Raw genomic sequence first — 17,304 nt, 5'->3', positions numbered from 1 at the left:
TTTTTTATTTTTGGATTAGTGTCCATTCCAAACGTACAAAAGCGTACTGTAGTCACAACATAAAATTCGCTAAGATCGTCAGCGTAGAAAACACTAAAACTTAAAAACATGAAGGAAATATAAGACTATGCATATTTTTAATAAAATTCTTTTTATATCAATGATGAGTTCAAGCATCTTACTCATTGGCTGTGCAGATAAAAAAGCAAATACAGAACAAAATCAGCAAGTAAAAGAAAGCAGTTCAACATCATCTACAGGAAATTGGCAAGCTAAAGCTTCAGAACTGAGTAGTGCAAATGCAACGGACATCAAGTCAGATTTAGCACAGTTAAATCAAATCACCAATCAGTCCAACTCTCAAGCCTTGCGACTTAGAGAACAAGCGCAATCAGCAGCTTCTGATCCACAAAAACTCAAAGAACTTCTAAGCCATTCCAATGATATACAAAAAGAATTTCAACAAAAGTTGATGGGACTTCAATTAAAAAGTAGTGAAGTACAAAATATTCGTACTCAAATGATTGATAACCTCCTTACCAGCCAAAAATTATATGAACTTTCAACTGCGCCGAATTTTGATATGAAAGCACCAAGTGAGGAATTTAAACAACTCAGTATGCGCACCATTGCGATTCAACAAAAAGTAGGTGCTGAATTAGATGCTTTAAACCAGCAATATTCTTAATCACAAATTTACAAAGATATTAAGGCTACCAAATCATAAGCCCCTATTAAAAAGTTGAATAAAAATATGAAAAATCTAGCTCGTATTGCCTACTGCTTTTTTATAAGCATAAGTTTAATATTGTCATCCTGCACTGAAACGACTACAAAACAAATTTCAGGCAATTGGGAAATCAAAGCATCAGAGCTTTCTCAAGCGAATCCTCAATACATTAAAACTGATTTAGCACAATTAAATCCAATTATTAAATCAGTTGATACAAAGACAAATGAATTAGCAAATCAGCTCATAATAACAGCAACGGACCCTGAAAAATTTGAACAAGTCCTCATTGAATTTGATAAATTACAAAAAGATATGCAACAAAAAATGATGCAACTTAATTTAAAAAGTTCCGAAGTGCAAAATATTCGAAGACAAATGATTGAATCTGTTTTTTTGAGTGAACGATTATCTAAACTCACTCAAAAATCTAACTTTGATATTACTGCTCCTGATGAAGGATACAAAAAGCGTTTTAAACAATTACAAAACATGAGAGAAATGGCAAGAGCCGAATTAGATGCTTTAAATAAACAATATCCTTGATAATATTTGCGACATGAAACTCAAACTCATGTCGCTGGCTTGATTTAGATCCCCTTAAAAACCATTTTCAATCTTTCACAATCTAAATCATTCATACTTTTCAAGCTTGGATGATGGAAAACATCAGCCTTTCCAGACTCGAAAACGTGCCATAAGCCAAATCATAACTGGCCAAAAACAAGTATTGATAATGTCATGCATACTTGCGCCTACTCGCCAATACCCATGATTAATCAAATCATCCCGAGCATCGAAAAGTTCACATCCTACTGCGACACAAATAACGGTTATAATCGCCCAAGTCGATTTCAATTGACGCTTATGTATCAGGGCAACAATAAAGAAAACAGCTAGACCTGCGTAAATATGCAGTGCATCACGTGCTAAGTCTGTGAAATTGACAATATAAATTTTGAATTCTTGAAATTTAGATAAATACATAATCACTCATTTTTATTTTCGACTCTAAATCGGATAAATTATATACCATAAATAAAGCTAACCCGAGTTCTGCGTCCTGCAAAACTCGGGTCTATGAGGTTGTGCTTTCAATCATTATTTTTATTCTATTTGGTTATCCATTCCAACATCAAATCCATGATGATTCATCCATCGACTTCGTCTTCCTTAGCGGGACATTTCCTTTCCCATTCCGTTTGTCGATGATTAAAGATTAAAGCGAATACAGATTTCATACCATCCGTTTAGAGACACAATCCTTGTACGAAATAACTTACAAAAATCAACCAAATTCAGCCTTTATTGTCTGACAATTTATTTTCACATTTATAATCCTGTGCAATTTCATCAGTGACAATTTTTTCTTCTTTCTCTGCTTTTTCGATGCCCTCTTGAATCGCGTCCTGAGCCTCTTGCTCATCCGCATCCGACTGTTCCAGTTCTTCTTGAATCTGCTCAAAAACACGACCCGTTTGCAGCGTAACAAAAATAGGGAAATGGTCTGATCCAATATGTGGCAATCGTTGCATCTGCACTAAAGCAAAGTCTGTACTATGAAATAAATGATCGAGCGACCATCTTAAAAACTTATAATCTGCATGAAAAGTATTGACATATTTACGCCCTACTCGTGGATCGAGTAAGCCACTAATCCGTTGAAATAGCCGTGTCGTCCGAGACCAAGCCACATCGTTTAAATCCCCCATCACGATACAACTTTCATCCAAATCTTTAATTTGGTCACCGACAATCAGTAATTCAGCATCTCTTAAAGTTGAATCTTTGGCTTCCGTTGGGCTCGGTGGTTTAGGGTGTAAACAATACAGTTTAACGGCTTGCCCTGATGGCAGAATCGCAGTGGTATGAATCGAAGGAATTTCATCACTCAGAATGAATTTGACATCGGTATCCACCAATTTTAATTTGCTATACAAATGCATGCCATACAAATTATCTAATGGCACAGGAACTCGATAGGGATAATCTTGCTCAATCACTTTTAAATGATTTTGCCACGTTTGATCGGTTTCTAAGGTCAACACTAAATCAGGTTGAAACTTTTGGATGTGCTCAATCAAAAGTTGATATTGATCATTCGGCGTGAGTACATTCGAAACAAGCACAGAAATCTGTTTACTCGAATCAAGTTGTTCAGATCGAACTTGAGCAACTTGTTTTTTCCATAGAAAGGTATAAGGCAAAACCATTTTCAATTGAAATGCTAAAGCGGCAATCAACAGCACAAAAATAATTTCTCGTTTTAAATCCCATTCTCCTTGCCAAAACAGCAGTAAAAAGAAAGCAATGATCCCGACAAACAAAATCTGTAAGCGTGGGAAATCTGCACCCCTGAACCACCATTCATCACGTGGGATCAATGACCAAAAACTCAGCCAAATCACGATTGCAGACAATATTTCTATCCAAATCATATTTTGTCACTCTTATATTCTTAATTTTTGAATGATTCATAAATTAATATCAATTTTGCATGTATCATAAACAAGATATATTGCACAATATAATTGTGTTTTCATTGTGTACGCTATTGCAGTTACACACTCTTTTGATACACTCAAGCCCCCTTTTTATTTTTTATTAACGCACCGAGGCAAAGTGACATGAAAGTAGGTCTGGTCGGTTGGCGCGGGATGGTTGGTTCCGTCCTTATGCAACGTATGGTTGAAGAGAATGATTTTGCTCATTTTGAGCCATTCTATTTCTCTACCAGTAACGCAGGTGGTGAAGCCCCTGCTTTTGGTGGTAAAACTGCTCCAGCACTTATGGAAGCGACGGACATTACCAGTCTGAAGCAAATGGATGTCATTATTACCTGTCAAGGTGGCGATTATACGTCTGAAGTTTTTCCAAAGCTGAAAGCTGAAGGTTGGAACGGTTATTGGATTGATGCTGCATCTACATTACGTATGGATGATGAAGCGATTATCGTACTTGATCCAGTGAACTTGAATGTCATCAAAGATGGTTTAGTCAAAGGCACTAAAACATTCGTTGGTGGTAACTGTACCGTTTCATTGATGTTGATGGGTATGGGTTCATTATTCCAACAGAACTTGGTGGAATGGATGACTGCGATGACCTATCAAGCAGCTTCAGGTGCTGGCGCGCAAAACATGCGTGAGCTCATCACAGGCATGGGTTATTTATACAACAATACCAAAGATTTATTGGACGATCCTCGTTCTGCAATCTTAGACATCGACTCTAAAATTGCTGATTTACAACGTGGTGAAGGCTTCCCTTCTGCAAACTTCGGTGTACCACTTGCAGGCTCATTGATTCCATATATCGACAAACAGCTCGAAAGCGGTCAATCCAAAGAAGAATGGAAAGGTCAAGTTGAAACCAACAAGATTTTGGGTAATCAACAGATCGTACCAATTGATGGTCACTGTGTTCGTATTGGTGCAATGCGTTGCCATTCTCAAGCTTTAACATTGAAATTGAAAAAAGATGTCCCGCTTGATGAAATCGAAGATATGATTCGTCAGTCTAATCAATGGGCTAAAGTAGTTCCAAATACCCGTGAAGCATCGATGACGGATTTAACACCAGTAGCAGTAACTGGCACACTTTCTGTTCCTGTAGGTCGTTTACGCAAATTGAACATGGGTAAAGAATATTTAGGTGCATTTACTGTTGGTGACCAACTTCTTTGGGGTGCTGCAGAACCTTTACGCCGTATGTTACGTATCTTAATCGATTATAAGAATGCGTAATTTCACAAAAAAGTATTAAACATTGAAAAAGCCGATCTATCTTGATCGGCTTTTTTATGTAACTATATTTATGTAACTCTTGTGTTAATAATTTGCATCTAGATTACATTTAGATATTGTATAATTTAAATGCGCGTACTTCGTCAGAGCAATGGACAGAGATGACCGGATATAACAAATTAAAAATTGCCATTTTAGCCATTATGACTTCGCAAACTGTAAATGCGATCACGATTGATCCGATTCAAGTTCAATCAGGAGCTGGGGAACTACTTTATGCAGAAATGAAGTTTAGCAATTCCAATCCGAGTGACAAAATCGAAGCAGGTCTAGCAAGTGCTGATGATATTCAAAATATTGGTATGGCAACGCAAACTCCAGGGCATTTAAACTTCTACACACGCCGTTCAAATGATGGCAGTGGTGTTATTGTCATTACTTCCTCACGCCCATTAATTGATTCAGAACTCAATATTTTAGTAAAAATCAAAGAAGGCAATGCAACGCATTTAAAGCAGATTAAAACACCATTGACTCGTGGTCGGAATAATGTTCCAGCACCTATGCTGAAAACTGCGGCAAATGAAAAACCGCTTATGCCTCAAGTGATTGTGAGTGAAAAAGATATTGCACTGAATTTACCGACGAGCACTCAATATAAAAGCAATGTGCCTCAAGCACCGTCAACAGCAAATACTCAAGTTGACACATCCTCTATAACCAACGCTCAACGCCCGCTCACAATCAGCGTTATTGCTCCACCTACTTTAAACACACCTTCTTTAAGTGCACCAACTTCAAAGATAGAAACAACGATACAAACTACAACAGTAGTGCCAGTCAACAATAACTCGGCTATTAAAAATGAAGTAGCCAAAACAGAAACACAAAAAGAGACAGCAACACCGGCTATTGCTCAAGCCCCTCGTCCACCAGAGCAAATTCAATCTGAAAAAACTCAAACAGATACAGTTCAAACGATAGAGACTCAATCACCTCAAAAAACAACTCCAGCACAGCAAGCCAAATCGCAGACTGCAAAGCCTGAAACTCATAAAGCTCAAAAAAGCGATAACAAGAAAAATGAAAATAGGAAAAACGAAAGTAAAAAAGTCGAGACCAATCAAGGCAATAATCAAAATCCTCAGCATATTGTCCAAGCAAATGAATCGCTATGGGCAATTGCGTCACGTATAGCCGCAGAAACCCATCAAAGTATCCCTGATGTGATGCGCCAAATCAAAGAGAATAATCAGAATGCTTTCATTCAAGGCGATGTCAATCGTATTCGTCGTGGAGCAGCTCTGAATTTAGCAGCAAGCTACCAACAAGGACCAACGACAAAATACAAAGCCCCAACACAGGCACCAGTTGTTACTCAAAAACAGTCAGGAGCTGCAAAATATCGCTTAGATCAGGCAGAAATGAGCTTAGTTGCGGACAATGAACAAAATTCAGCACAAGGTTCTGCAAATAAAAATACTCAGATAAATCAAACAAATGCTGAACTTTCTACAAAAGTTATGACATCTCGTGAAAAAACAGTTAAATTACAGAAGAATGTGACTCAACTTGCTTCAGCTTTACAGCAAAAGAATCAACGAATTCAATTATTAAATGCACGATTAGCTCAATTGCAACAGCAATTAAAAGACAAAAGTGCAAACAAACCAAACAGTTAGAGTTGCATTAAAGGATATTAATTCATTGTACTCAATGAAGGGGAAATAAAATGTTGTTGTATGTGATTCCATTTGTTCTACTTTTGGTTGTCGCTATCGTTTTAAAGAAACGCGAAGATGCCAATAAAGAAAATAATAGTACGAGTACTAGTAGAGCCAACAATAAAAAATCAGCAAAGAAAAATGTTGCCCGAACTGCACGTACAACACAACGAACACAAAGCCCAGTTGTAGAAGTTCCTATTGTTGTTAAGCAAGAAGCTAAATCTTTAAGTGTAGATCTTAAACAAAGCATTGAAAAGTTAATCAAAGATAAGAGCTACTCATCTGCTGAAGCAAAAATAAACCAAGCATTAAACCAAGATAACTCTCAGCATGAGCTTTATTTGTATTTACTCGATGTTCATTTAGCTCAAAAAGATGAGTTTGCAGTCAACCAACTCATTAAGCATATTCGTTCATTAGGCTTGGATGATATTGTTATACAAGCGGAAGAGCGTCGCCAAACAACACAAACGACAAAACCAATTGAATCAATTGCTTTTGTTTCAACAGCACCTGCAACTAAAGATACAACTGCCTTTGATGCACTAATTGAAACTAATTCCGTATCAGAAACAGCACAACCTGTACCTGAACCTACTGAGAATAAGATTGAATCACTTGAGTTTAGTGCTCCGACAATCACTGCACCAGCAACAGAAAAATCTCCTGAACCGATTCAACCCTTAGAGTTTACGCTAACCCCTACAACGCAAGAACCAGCGGAGACCGCAACTACAGCACCTGCTTTTGAAGCGAAGCAACCTGTAGAAGAAGTTAAAGCTGAAACAGTGGTACCGCTCGAATTTAGCTTTACACCGAATCAGGTAGAGCCATCAATTGAAAAGCCAACTGAAATTGCGCCTGAGTTTAAGCTTGATTTTGCAGAGGCTACACTCACTCCTGTTGTTGAAGAACCAGTATTAGAAGAATTAAAGCCATCTCATGAGGCTGAATTCAAACTCACACCAAGTGAAACCGAAACTCAACCGAGTTTCAGCTTTGATCTAGAACAAAAAACTGAAACTATTGAACAAGAAGTACCTGTTGCACCTACATTCAATTTAGATACATCAGGCCCTGCGACTGTAGCTATATCAGCCGAAGTAAATGATCCATTGGTCAAATCATTCCCTGAACTTGCAGAAGTGAATGAAATCCAGTTGAACTTAGATCTTGCTCAACAATATATTCACTTAGGTGCATATGCTTCTGCTCGAGAGTTACTCACCCAAGATGAAACAGCATATACACCTCAACAACGACAACAATCACAAACTTTACTCAATCAAATCGCGTCATAAACCAATTTGATTTAAGATAAAGCAGTCATTTATGGCTGCTTTTTTATTGTGGATATGGAAAATTACGAGCCAGAGAATCATGAATAAGAAAATTGCGCTAATTTACATGGGTGGAACTTTTGGATGCATTGGTGAACCATTAGCACCCATGCCAGAGACAGAGTTTATTCCTCAACTTAAACGTGTTCTCCCTCCTCACCTTAAAATCGAATGTTTTAAAGCACCTGGTATTAAAGACAGTAGTGCCTGTACTGCTATGGATTGGCTCAAACTGATTCAACAGATTCAAAGCTTGCAATTACAAAATTTCGAGCATTTTGTGGTAATTCATGGCACAGATACATTAAGTTATGCAAGTGCCACCCTATCACGCTTCTTAGGCGATTCATGCCATGTTGTGCTCACAGGTAGTCAATACCCCTTGCTGAATATTCAGGGAGATAATACCCGTGAATTTACCGATGCGATGGATAATTTAAATACTGCTTTAGATGCTGTAACAAAGCTCCCCGTCGGTGTTTATCTGGTTTTCTTCCACCAAGTTATCCATGCACGAACAGCTTTAAAAGCCCATAGCACAGCCTTAGATGCTTTTAGAGGACAAAAGGCAGATCAGAGCCTAAGAACAAATCAAAATGTTGTGAATGTTCAACTTTCTCATCTTGAAAAAGCCAAGACCTTAAATATTCTCAATTGGATGATGACCCCAACTGAATTACAACAATTCGAAAATAATCTTGAAGCACTGATGCAACAAGCACCACATTTCTTGATTATTCAAGCGTATGGAGTTGGAAATCTTGCTGTAAATGAACGTATTATCCAACATTTTAAGTCACTACAAGATAACGGTTGCCAAATTATCTTGTCTACTCAAGTGCCATTTGGTGGTATGGATCAACGCTATGCGATCAGTCAATGGATTCAAGATTCTAAAATTTTAGTCAGTGATGCACTCAGTCAGGCAGATCTTTATGCCAAAATTTTGAAAATTTATTTACAATACCCGACTTCTGAACAATGGCACGATCATTGGTATGATCATTTAGACCATCAGCCTGAATAGAGGAAATTATGCAACGCTTTGCAATTGGTATTGAGTTTTGTGGTATGCGGTATAAAGGTTGGCAGACTCAACAGGCTGGCGTGCGTAGTATCCAAGAAACCATGGAAAAAGTGCTCAGTAAGATTGCTGATGAACCAATCATTCTACATGGTGCAGGACGTACTGATGCAGGCGTACATGCGACCAATATGGTGGCACATTTCGATACTAATGCGATTCGCCCAATACGTGGTTGGCTCATGGGTTCAAACAGTCAATTACCAAAGGATATTTCTATCCAGTGGATTAAAGAAATGGACATGGACTTTCATGCCCGTTTTAAAGCCAAAGCACGTCGTTATCGCTATGTCGTTTATCAGTCGGCAAATCGTCCAGCCTTACTACATAAACAAGTCACACATGCCTACTATCCTCTAGATATAGACAAAATGATTGAAGCAGCACAAAAATTTGAAGGTACACATAACTTTGAAAGTTTCCGTGCAGCAGCTTGTCAGTCCAATCAACCTGTGCGTCATGTGAAGCATTGCCGTTTGATTCGTCATGGCAATTATTTAGTGCTGGATATTCAAGCCGATGGTTTTTTACATCATATGGTACGCAATATCATGGGGTGCTTGCTTGAAGTCGGTCAAGGCTTGTATGAAATTGACCATATTGATGAAATTTTTGCTGCCGAAGATCGCAAAGCAGCAGGAATCACAGCCCCACCTGATGGGCTTTATTTCATCCATGCCGATTATCCAGAACAGTTTGAATTACCGAAAATGCCTTTAGGGCCACATTGGCTCAATATGCCTGAATAATATTTGAAGAAGAATGAGTATTTCATTGTGCATTAAATGCACAATGAAAGTCTCCCTCCCTGTGGGAGGGATTAAGGGAGGGTATCTAGAATAAAGAGATTTAACGCTGTTTACGTTTTCTATATTCCACAGGCGTCTCATTCGTCCAACGCTTAAATGCCCGATAGAATGTACTTGGCTCAGAGAAACCTGTTAGATACACAATCCGCTCCACACTCTCATTGGTATTTGCCAATAACTTCTTCGCAAGACGACAACGATAGTCCGAAAGAATCTGTTGAAAACTGGTATTGGCTTCCGAAAGCTGAGTACGTAAGCGACGCGGTGTAATACTGAGCTGTGCTGCAACCGTTTCAAGCGTCGTTTCACCGCTTTCAAGCGTTGAACCAATCGCACGGCGTACCTCACCAACCAAATCATAACGTGCAAGTTCTTGCAGCTTCTCAATCGCCAATTGCTCATGTAACTGCAATAGTTCAGGTTCAGCCTGCCACAATGGATAATCAAGAATCGATGGATCAAAATACAAGCGCGTTTCTTTTTGTCCCAAACTCACAGGGCAGCCATACACACGATAATACTCACCATCAGATGCACCTTGCGTAAAATTAAAATCGATATAAATCGGTTCAAATCTTCCCTCAGTGATGAACTTAAAAAAACGTAAAATTCCAGAAATAGCACATTCTGAAAAATGACGATTGACAATATTTTCACCCCAAGGTTGTTCACCATTGGTCAGATAACAACGCCCTTCATCATCAACAATCAATTTAGCGTGAAAAGCATCACTGATCAGACGCTGATAAGCTAATGCACGCTTTAGTCCTTCACCAAAGTTTTCACTGGAAATGAATAGGTGCTCGATGACCTGCCCTCGGTATAATGGCAAATGCTCACCAAGGTGCAATCCAATGTCAGGATCATTGCTGACTTCCTCAGCAGCCACCCAAAATGCAAACTGTGCATTCAATGGTGTACGTGCATTCTGATCGACTTGACCCAAAGCTACGCCTGCTTTTGATAATATTTCTTCTGTCGGCAATCCTGCACGACGGATCGCTTGATAGCCTAATCGTAAAACAACCGAAGCATCAGTTAGCTGACTCACGTAGTGCCCTTCCTTGTATGTTATTCATTTATACTTAAAACCTTTGATTTAGATTACCGTCGATTGACCAAACTGACAATATTTATCCGCTTTTTTTTGTAGAAATTGTTTAACAATATGTTCGCCTATTTTCAAGTCATCTGCCACCTTGAAATACCGAATAATCTTGTTTTTCTATAAAAAATTGCCTATAATTTGCGCCTTTCCAATTTGATCATCAGGTAGGCTATGGCCAATAAAGAGGAACTTATCGAGTTCGAAGGCGTTGTCACCGAAACGCTTCCTAATACTATGTTCCGTGTGCGTTTAGAAAACGGTCACGAAGTGATTGCTCACATTTCTGGTAAAATGCGTAAACATTACATTCGTATTTTAACTGGCGATAATGTAAAAGTTGAAATGACACCTTATGATTTAACAAAAGGTCGCATTACTTATCGCGCACGCTAAGTTTTAGTGTAAGCAAAAGCCACATTTAAGTGGCTTTTTCATTATCAAACTTCCGTTCTCGTACCCAATCCTATGCTCAACGATCTAAAGCGATTGTTTGGCAAGTCTGTTCTTTACACATTGAAATCTGTGTATCTAGCCAAGTATTCCGTGTTTGCAAAGCATTTAAATGGCAGCCAACTGCGTTCGATTTATCAATCTCACGCCCGCAAATCACATCACGCTGATTCATCCAAGTCAATTGAGAATACTGTAAATTCTTTTTCTGATTCGTTGTTAATTTTGCTCTGAGTTGTTGGTATTTCTGCTTTACTTCATTCTGTAATATTGTAAATTGCTTTTTACCACACTCTAGATTTTGAGCATCGCATACCTGCGCAAAACCTGTTGCAGGCAAAAAAGAGAGCAGAAAATAACTACATCCAATCAGTACAAACTTCTTCATGATTCAAATCCTTTGAACATTTCTTTTACAATTCATCAATCAATTGTCTTTAATATGATTGGTAAACATCTACAGACTTTTTGCTTATTTATTACACTAAGATGACACTTTATATAAATAAAGCAATGTTTTTTAATCAAACTCCGTAAAGGTGACCATCATGCAATTACCTCTACATTATCTGATCACTCTCATCGGTATCGGTTTAATCACTGGATGCCAAAGTCTGGATACGCGCCCTGCGGATTTAAATGCTTATCTGCAACAGTTTATTGGGCAAAATAGTACTGATATTCAAAAGAGTTTAGACTTCAGCGCATTAGGATATAAAGTCAGCCAAACTGTAAAAACCACGGATGATGAGCTGAGTTATACCATTCTTCAACCATTAAGCATCCCCGTGTCTGGAGGAAATGCGACAGTCGGGTCAAATGCAATGGGAGCACCTGTGATTCGCTATGATACAACTGCTACACCAAATTATGATGTTAATTTTAATTGCACAGTCACATTTAAGCTTAAACAACATATTGCAGAGTCTATACAATATAGTGGTCGGGCTTGCTAAACCTAAACCATAGCACAATAAGCAAAATTGAAAATTAAACCATAAAAAACGCAGCCCTAAGCTGCGTTTTTTGGAACCATTAAAAATTAAGCAATAGCTGCAACAACAGCTTCGCCCATTTCAACCGTACCAACTTTGCTCATGCCTTCAGACATGATATCGCCTGTACGTAAACCTTGATCTAAAACATTGCCTACAGCATCTTCAATCGCTTTTGCCGCAGTTTCTTCACGGAAGGTATAACGAAGCATCATCGCAACAGAAAGAATCGTTGCAAGTGGATTCGCCACGTTTTGACCTGCAATATCCGGTGCTGAACCATGACATGGCTCATACATTCCTTTACCGTTTTCATCTAAAGATGCAGATGGCAACATACCGATTGAACCGGTCAGCATTGCCGCTTCATCAGAAAGGATGTCACCAAACAGGTTACCTGTCACGATCACGTCAAACTGTTTTGGCGCACGAACCAGCTGCATTGCCGCATTGTCTACATACATGTGTGACAGGTTGATATCTGGATACTGTGCTTCTTTCAGATCAGTCACTGTCTGCTTCCACAGCTCTGTCACTTCAAGAACGTTGGCTTTGTCCACTGAACAGACTTTTCCACCGCGCAGATTTGCCATTTCAAAAGCAACTTTAGCAATACGTTTGATTTCAGATTCGGCATAAACGTCGGTGTTATAACCCTGTTTTTCACCGTTTTCAAGTTCACGAATACCACGTGGTTGACCGAAGTAAATACCACCAGTCAATTCACGAACGATCAAAATATCTAAACCAGATACAATCTCAGGCTTTAAACTTGAAGCATCTGCCAATTGCGGATAAAGAATCGCAGGACGTAAGTTTGCGAATAGATTTAATTCACTACGGATTTTCAATAAACCACGTTCTGGGCGGATTGAACGCTCAATCGTATCCCATTTAGGACCACCGACAGCACCTAAAAGAATCGCATCCGCTTTTTTCGCTTGTTCAGAAGTTACCTCTGGATAAGGTGAACCATGTGCATCAATCGCAGCACCACCCAATAAACCATGTTCCCACGTCAAACCTAAATTAAATTTTTCATTGACACGTGTAAGTACTTTTTCAGCAGCGGCAACGATCTCTGGACCGATACCATCACCTGCCAAAATCAAAATTTGTTTAGACATTTGTAGTTCCATTTGTATTCAGCATAGTGCTGATGTGAGATTAAATCTTTTGTTCAATAAATTCGCTCACACCTGTCACCGCATTATGTGGGCGACAGAAACGGCGAATCGTTCGTTTTTCTTGAATCATATCGACACACAAAGGTGTCGGCGCAGAAACATTCAGCAAACTGCCTGAACCTTGACGTGTTCTTTGGCGATACATTTTGAATGTATATTGTTGATTCGCTTTAAAATCATGAATCACATGGAACACTTCAGCATGTTGTTTGGTAATGGGATAAAACCGAATCACCATTTCATATTGCTGTGGTGGAATCGTCAGATAAACACCATTACGATCTAAAGGTTCACCTGTCAGTTTCAAATAACCTTTGTTAATCGCCTTACGATTCGCACGCTGCCCATGTTCTTCTGTAATGATCAAATCATTTAATCTGGCAAATTCACAATGTTCTGCACCTGAACAATAAACGGTTACAGTATTTAGGCTTTGATGCTTCAAACCAGCTTTGTTGATTCTGACCTTATCAATCATTTGACTTGACTGACACGCACTTAACAACAGGCTCAATATTGCAATTAAAACACTACTGCCTAAAAACTTTGTCATTATTCAGTCCCAACCCTTGCGCACCACATCAACATATCTTTTGTTATGTTTCGCATGTTAGCAAGAGTTAGGCATTCACGCTATGCATAAATGTTTATCAATAACTTAAAATTCAATTCAAAATTTAGCCTTGAATTTCAGCAAAAACCCAAGGGCGAGCCGCTTTGGTTTTTTCTTCATAAGCTCGAATATCATCCGCAGCTTGCAAAGTTAAACCAATATCATCCAAACCATTCAATAAACAATGTTTACGGAATGGATCCACTTCAAATTTGAATGCTTCGCCATTTGGTGTGCGTACTTCTTGCGCTTCCAAATCAATAGTCAACTGATAGCCTTCATTGGCAAAACATTCTTTAAATAACTGATCCACAATCTCTTCAGACAAGATCACCGGCAACATGCCGTTTTTAAAGCTGTTATTGAAGAAAATGTCGGCATAACTTGGCGCAATCACGGTACGGAAACCGTATTCTTCCAATGCCCACGGCGCATGCTCACGGCTTGAACCACAACCGAAGTTCGCACGTGAAATCAAGATAGAAGCACCTTGATAACGTGGTTGGTTCAAGGTGAAATCAGGATTTTTAGGACGTTTTGAATTGTCCTGACCTAAAAAGCCTTCATCCAAATAACGCAATTCATCAAATAAGTTTTCGCCAAAACCTGTACGTTTGATTGATTTCAAAAACTGTTTTGGAATAATTAAATCTGTATCAACATTGGCACGGTCTAAAGGTGCAACGATACCTTGTTCAACGGTATATTTTTTCATGATCCATGCTCCTATTAGAATGTACGCACATCAACAAAATGACCTGCAATCGCCGCCGCAGCTGCCATGGCTGGACTCACCAAATGTGTACGACCGCCATTACCCTGACGACCCTCAAAGTTACGGTTAGAGGTTGATGCACAATGCTCACCAGGCTGTAATTTATCAGCATTCATGGCTAAACACATTGAACAACCTGGTTCACGCCATTCAAAACCAGCTTCAACCAAAATTTTATCCAAACCTTCTGCTTCTGCTTGTGCTTTAACTAAACCAGAACCCGGAACAACCATCGCTTGCTTAATTGTTGAAGCAACTTTTTTGCCTTTCGCAACTTCTGCTGCTGCACGAATGTCTTCAATACGTGAGTTAGTACATGAACCGATAAATACGCGGTCTAATTGAATATCTGCCAATGCCTGACCGCCATTCAATCCCATGTACTGATAAGCACGTGTCCAGTCATTACGCTGTACATCATCTTTCGCCTGTTCCAAGGTAGGAACAGCTTGTGACACAGGAATCACCATTTCAGGAGACGTTCCCCACGACACTTGCGGTTCAATCTCTTCACCTTGTAAGACCACAACTGTATCGAAATGTGCGCCTTCATCAGAAACTAAAGTATTCCAATACGCCACAGCAGCATCCCACTGTTCACCTTTAGGTGCGTATGGACGATCTTTTACGTATTCAATGGTTTTGTCATCAACAGCCACCATACCCACACGAGCACCACCTTCGATTGCCATATTACACACAGTCATACGACCTTCGATCGACATATCACGGAACACTTGACCACCGAATTCAATCGCATGACCTGTACCACCAGCAGTGCCGATTTTACCGATAATGGCTAATACCACATCTTTTGGCGTTACGCCTTGACCTAATTTACCGTCAACACGTACCAACATGTTTTTCATTTTCTTTTGAACTAAGCATTGGGTTGCCAATACATGTTCAACTTCTGATGTTCCGATCCCATGCGCCAAACAACCAAATGCACCATGTGTTGCTGTATGTGAGTCACCACAAACCACGGTCATACCTGGCAAAGTTAAGCCTTGCTCAGGACCAACCACATGTGCAATACCCTGACGTACATCATTAATGTCGAATTGAACCACATTAAAAGTTTTACAGTTGTCATCTAAAGTTTGTACTTGGATACGTGAAGTATCATCTTCGATCCCTGCAATCCCTTCTGAACGCTCTTTGGTCGACGTTGGAACGTTATGGTCAGGTGTTGCTACGTTAGCACTTAAACGCCAAGGTGTACGACCTGCCAATTGCAAACCTTCAAAAGCTTGTGGAGACGTTACTTCATGCAATAAGTGACGGTCGATATAGAGCAATGCAGAGCCGTCATCGCGTTGTTTTACTAAGTGGTCATCCCACAATTTGTCATACAACGTTTTTGTATTTTCAGTTTTTGCTTTTTGGTTTTCGCCTGCCATGTCGATGCGCTCCACTGGACTGGGTAATTCTTTCATTAAGTCGATTATAACCGTGTTTTTACATAAATCTAATTTATCATTTTTATTAATTTAAAAACTTTTTGGAATCACTTTGTGTTTTTAAATATTCTAAATATCAACTTAATTCACAAATCCAATCATCACCAATTTAAAATTCTCTTTTACATTTTAAATGATAATGATTATTATTTAATTAACTTCTAATCTTGTGGTGATGATCATGGCACGTATTCAAAATTTTGTTCAAACCAATCAACGAATTTTCAAAAAAACCTTAAGTTATTACATCATGCACATCACTGTCGCAATGATGGTGGCTTATGTTATTACAGGAAATCTATGGATGGCTATCACTTTAAGTTTAGTTGAGCCAACTGTACAAGCTGTCGCATTCTTCTTCCATGAGAAAATTTGGAATAAAAAAGATCAAAAGTTGGCGCAAGCGACTGAAGTCAACGCTTAAACAAAATAAATGAGGAGGTGTCAATCACCACCGCCTCCTCCACAACTACTGCAACTGCTACAAGAAGACGAAGAATCTGAACTATTAGAAGAATGATTTGAGTCATGAGATGACCCCGAACTTGTGCATAAAGTAGTCATTGAAGAGCATGCTGTTGTCGAATTTGATGAACAAGAAGACATGGCTTGATCATTGGGAATCGCCGAGGTCGCACTCATTTGTGCATACAATGCAATCAGAAAAGGTAAACTGCAAATCAAACCCTGTTCCCAACGAATGTGCGCATCGACTTGAAATATTCGTGGCAAAATATGCGTTTTTTGTGGATCTAATCCATGTATATGACATGCAGCCTGCCATGTATTTGCCAGTTGTTGTCGCTGACTGATTTTCTGTGAATCTGTTGGAGCTTGCTCATGAGGTTTGTGAATTAAGTGATAACCTAAAAAAGTTTCACACATGACACGATAAAAACTATCATATTCCTCAATCAGTAAATGCCATAACGCATCCACAGAATGAGAAGGCATCGCATAGGCTTGCTTGATCCAAATATGTAATGCCAAATAATCTTTAAATCCATCCTCGATATGTTTATACGATGTCACACTGATATTTGGATGTCTTTTTCTAAATGCTGTCCAGATATAATCAGGGTTTGAAAACTTTCTAATTCTTTCATTTTAGTTATTCGATTGAATCTAGCTCTTAACCAAAACAATGTAATAACTTCCATAATAATGATAGGGATATACCACTTAAAAAAATACAACAAGCCAAAGCCTATGCTATTTAGAATAATAAGTGTGGTAAAAAATCTCAGCCATGATGCAGTATAAGTGCTTCTTGAAAG

Annotated in this window: 19 protein-coding genes; 10 read left to right on the top strand and 9 right to left on the bottom strand. The window is 38.9% G+C overall.

The genetic code is table 11. From position 1 onward, the window contains the following. Positions 1–127 precede the first annotated feature (127 nt). Together BEN71_RS02965 and BEN71_RS02960 are read left to right on the top strand one after the other, a co-directional pair. Positions 128–688, top strand: coding sequence for a hypothetical protein (locus tag BEN71_RS02965; protein WP_068973699.1), 561 nt, complete (start codon positions 128–130; stop codon positions 686–688). A 66-nt stretch (positions 689–754) separates the two neighbouring features. Beyond that, on the top strand, positions 755–1,276 hold the full coding sequence (locus BEN71_RS02960) for a hypothetical protein (RefSeq protein WP_152033027.1): 522 nt from the start codon (positions 755–757) through the stop codon (positions 1,274–1,276). Positions 1,277–1,399: 123 nt separating this feature from the next. Here BEN71_RS02960 and BEN71_RS02955 read toward each other — a convergent pair whose 3' ends face one another. Both BEN71_RS02955 and BEN71_RS02945 read right to left on the bottom strand, forming a co-directional pair. Continuing rightward, on the bottom strand, positions 1,400–1,717 hold the full coding sequence (locus BEN71_RS02955; protein ID WP_068973701.1) for a hypothetical protein: 318 nt from the start codon (positions 1,715–1,717) through the stop codon (positions 1,400–1,402). Positions 1,718–2,028: 311 nt separating this feature from the next. Beyond that, positions 2,029–3,168, bottom strand: a complete 1,140-nt coding sequence (locus tag BEN71_RS02945; protein WP_068973702.1) for an endonuclease/exonuclease/phosphatase family protein — start codon at positions 3,166–3,168, stop codon at positions 2,029–2,031. 189 nt (positions 3,169–3,357) lie between these two features. Between BEN71_RS02945 and asd the strand changes: the two genes are divergently transcribed. The 5 genes from asd (at position 3,358) to truA (ending at position 9,376) form a co-directional block, all read left to right on the top strand. Further along, positions 3,358–4,476 (top strand): aspartate-semialdehyde dehydrogenase, encoded by a 1,119-nt coding sequence (gene asd / locus BEN71_RS02940; RefSeq protein WP_068973703.1) that lies wholly within the window; start codon positions 3,358–3,360, stop codon positions 4,474–4,476. A gap of 161 nt (positions 4,477–4,637) precedes the next feature. Further along, positions 4,638–6,158: a type IV pilus assembly protein FimV gene (locus BEN71_RS02935; protein WP_068973704.1), complete on the top strand. Its 1,521-nt coding sequence runs from the start codon at positions 4,638–4,640 to the stop codon at positions 6,156–6,158. Positions 6,159–6,208: 50 nt separating this feature from the next. Continuing rightward, the gene (locus BEN71_RS02930) at positions 6,209–7,504 is read left to right on the top strand and encodes a hypothetical protein (protein ID WP_068973705.1); all 1,296 of its coding nucleotides are present in this window, start codon (positions 6,209–6,211) and stop codon (positions 7,502–7,504) included. Between the two features lie 79 nt (positions 7,505–7,583). Continuing rightward, complete coding sequence (locus tag BEN71_RS02925; RefSeq protein ID WP_068973915.1) at positions 7,584–8,570, top strand: asparaginase domain-containing protein; 987 nt, start codon at positions 7,584–7,586, stop codon at positions 8,568–8,570. 8 nt (positions 8,571–8,578) lie between these two features. Further along, positions 8,579–9,376, top strand: coding sequence for a tRNA pseudouridine(38-40) synthase TruA (gene truA / locus BEN71_RS02920; protein WP_068973706.1), 798 nt, complete (start codon positions 8,579–8,581; stop codon positions 9,374–9,376). Between the two features lie 100 nt (positions 9,377–9,476). Here truA and BEN71_RS02915 read toward each other — a convergent pair whose 3' ends face one another. Further along, complete coding sequence (locus tag BEN71_RS02915; protein ID WP_068973707.1) at positions 9,477–10,487, bottom strand: AraC family transcriptional regulator; 1,011 nt, start codon at positions 10,485–10,487, stop codon at positions 9,477–9,479. 228 nt (positions 10,488–10,715) lie between these two features. Between BEN71_RS02915 and infA the strand changes: the two genes are divergently transcribed. After that, complete coding sequence (gene infA, locus BEN71_RS02910) at positions 10,716–10,937, top strand: translation initiation factor IF-1 (RefSeq protein ID WP_004718087.1); 222 nt, start codon at positions 10,716–10,718, stop codon at positions 10,935–10,937. 76 nt (positions 10,938–11,013) lie between these two features. Here infA and BEN71_RS02905 read toward each other — a convergent pair whose 3' ends face one another. Next, a complete protein-coding gene (locus BEN71_RS02905; protein ID WP_068973708.1) occupies positions 11,014–11,382 on the bottom strand; it encodes a lysozyme inhibitor LprI family protein in 369 nt (122 codons plus the stop codon). Positions 11,383–11,542: 160 nt separating this feature from the next. Between BEN71_RS02905 and BEN71_RS02900 the strand changes: the two genes are divergently transcribed. Next, a complete protein-coding gene (locus BEN71_RS02900; protein WP_068973709.1) occupies positions 11,543–11,950 on the top strand; it encodes a hypothetical protein in 408 nt (135 codons plus the stop codon). An 86-nt stretch (positions 11,951–12,036) separates the two neighbouring features. Here the strand turns inward: BEN71_RS02900 and leuB are convergent, their stop codons facing one another. The 4 genes from leuB to leuC all read right to left on the bottom strand — a co-directional run bounded on the left by leuB (position 12,037) and on the right by leuC (position 15,967). Then, positions 12,037–13,116: a 3-isopropylmalate dehydrogenase gene (gene leuB, locus BEN71_RS02895; RefSeq protein ID WP_068973710.1), complete on the bottom strand. Its 1,080-nt coding sequence runs from the start codon at positions 13,114–13,116 to the stop codon at positions 12,037–12,039. A gap of 40 nt (positions 13,117–13,156) precedes the next feature. Continuing rightward, positions 13,157–13,729 (bottom strand): hypothetical protein, encoded by a 573-nt coding sequence (locus tag BEN71_RS02890; protein ID WP_068973711.1) that lies wholly within the window; start codon positions 13,727–13,729, stop codon positions 13,157–13,159. 124 nt (positions 13,730–13,853) lie between these two features. Then, the gene (leuD, locus tag BEN71_RS02885) at positions 13,854–14,504 is read right to left on the bottom strand and encodes a 3-isopropylmalate dehydratase small subunit (protein WP_068973712.1); all 651 of its coding nucleotides are present in this window, start codon (positions 14,502–14,504) and stop codon (positions 13,854–13,856) included. A 14-nt stretch (positions 14,505–14,518) separates the two neighbouring features. Then, the gene (gene leuC / locus BEN71_RS02880; RefSeq protein WP_068973713.1) at positions 14,519–15,967 is read right to left on the bottom strand and encodes a 3-isopropylmalate dehydratase large subunit; all 1,449 of its coding nucleotides are present in this window, start codon (positions 15,965–15,967) and stop codon (positions 14,519–14,521) included. A 235-nt stretch (positions 15,968–16,202) separates the two neighbouring features. Here leuC and BEN71_RS02875 point away from each other — a divergent pair, with 235 nt between their 5' ends. Then, a complete protein-coding gene (locus BEN71_RS02875; protein WP_171404985.1) occupies positions 16,203–16,451 on the top strand; it encodes a DUF2061 domain-containing protein in 249 nt (82 codons plus the stop codon). Positions 16,452–16,471: 20 nt separating this feature from the next. Here BEN71_RS02875 and BEN71_RS02870 read toward each other — a convergent pair whose 3' ends face one another. Then, positions 16,472–17,059, bottom strand: coding sequence for a glycine-rich domain-containing protein (locus BEN71_RS02870; protein ID WP_227542648.1), 588 nt, complete (start codon positions 17,057–17,059; stop codon positions 16,472–16,474). Positions 17,060–17,304: the final 245 nt, after the last annotated feature.

It is taken from the genome of Acinetobacter wuhouensis (assembly GCF_001696605.3).
Lineage (GTDB): Bacteria > Pseudomonadota > Gammaproteobacteria > Pseudomonadales > Moraxellaceae > Acinetobacter > Acinetobacter wuhouensis.
This window is presented reverse-complemented; position numbering and strand designations above follow the sequence as displayed.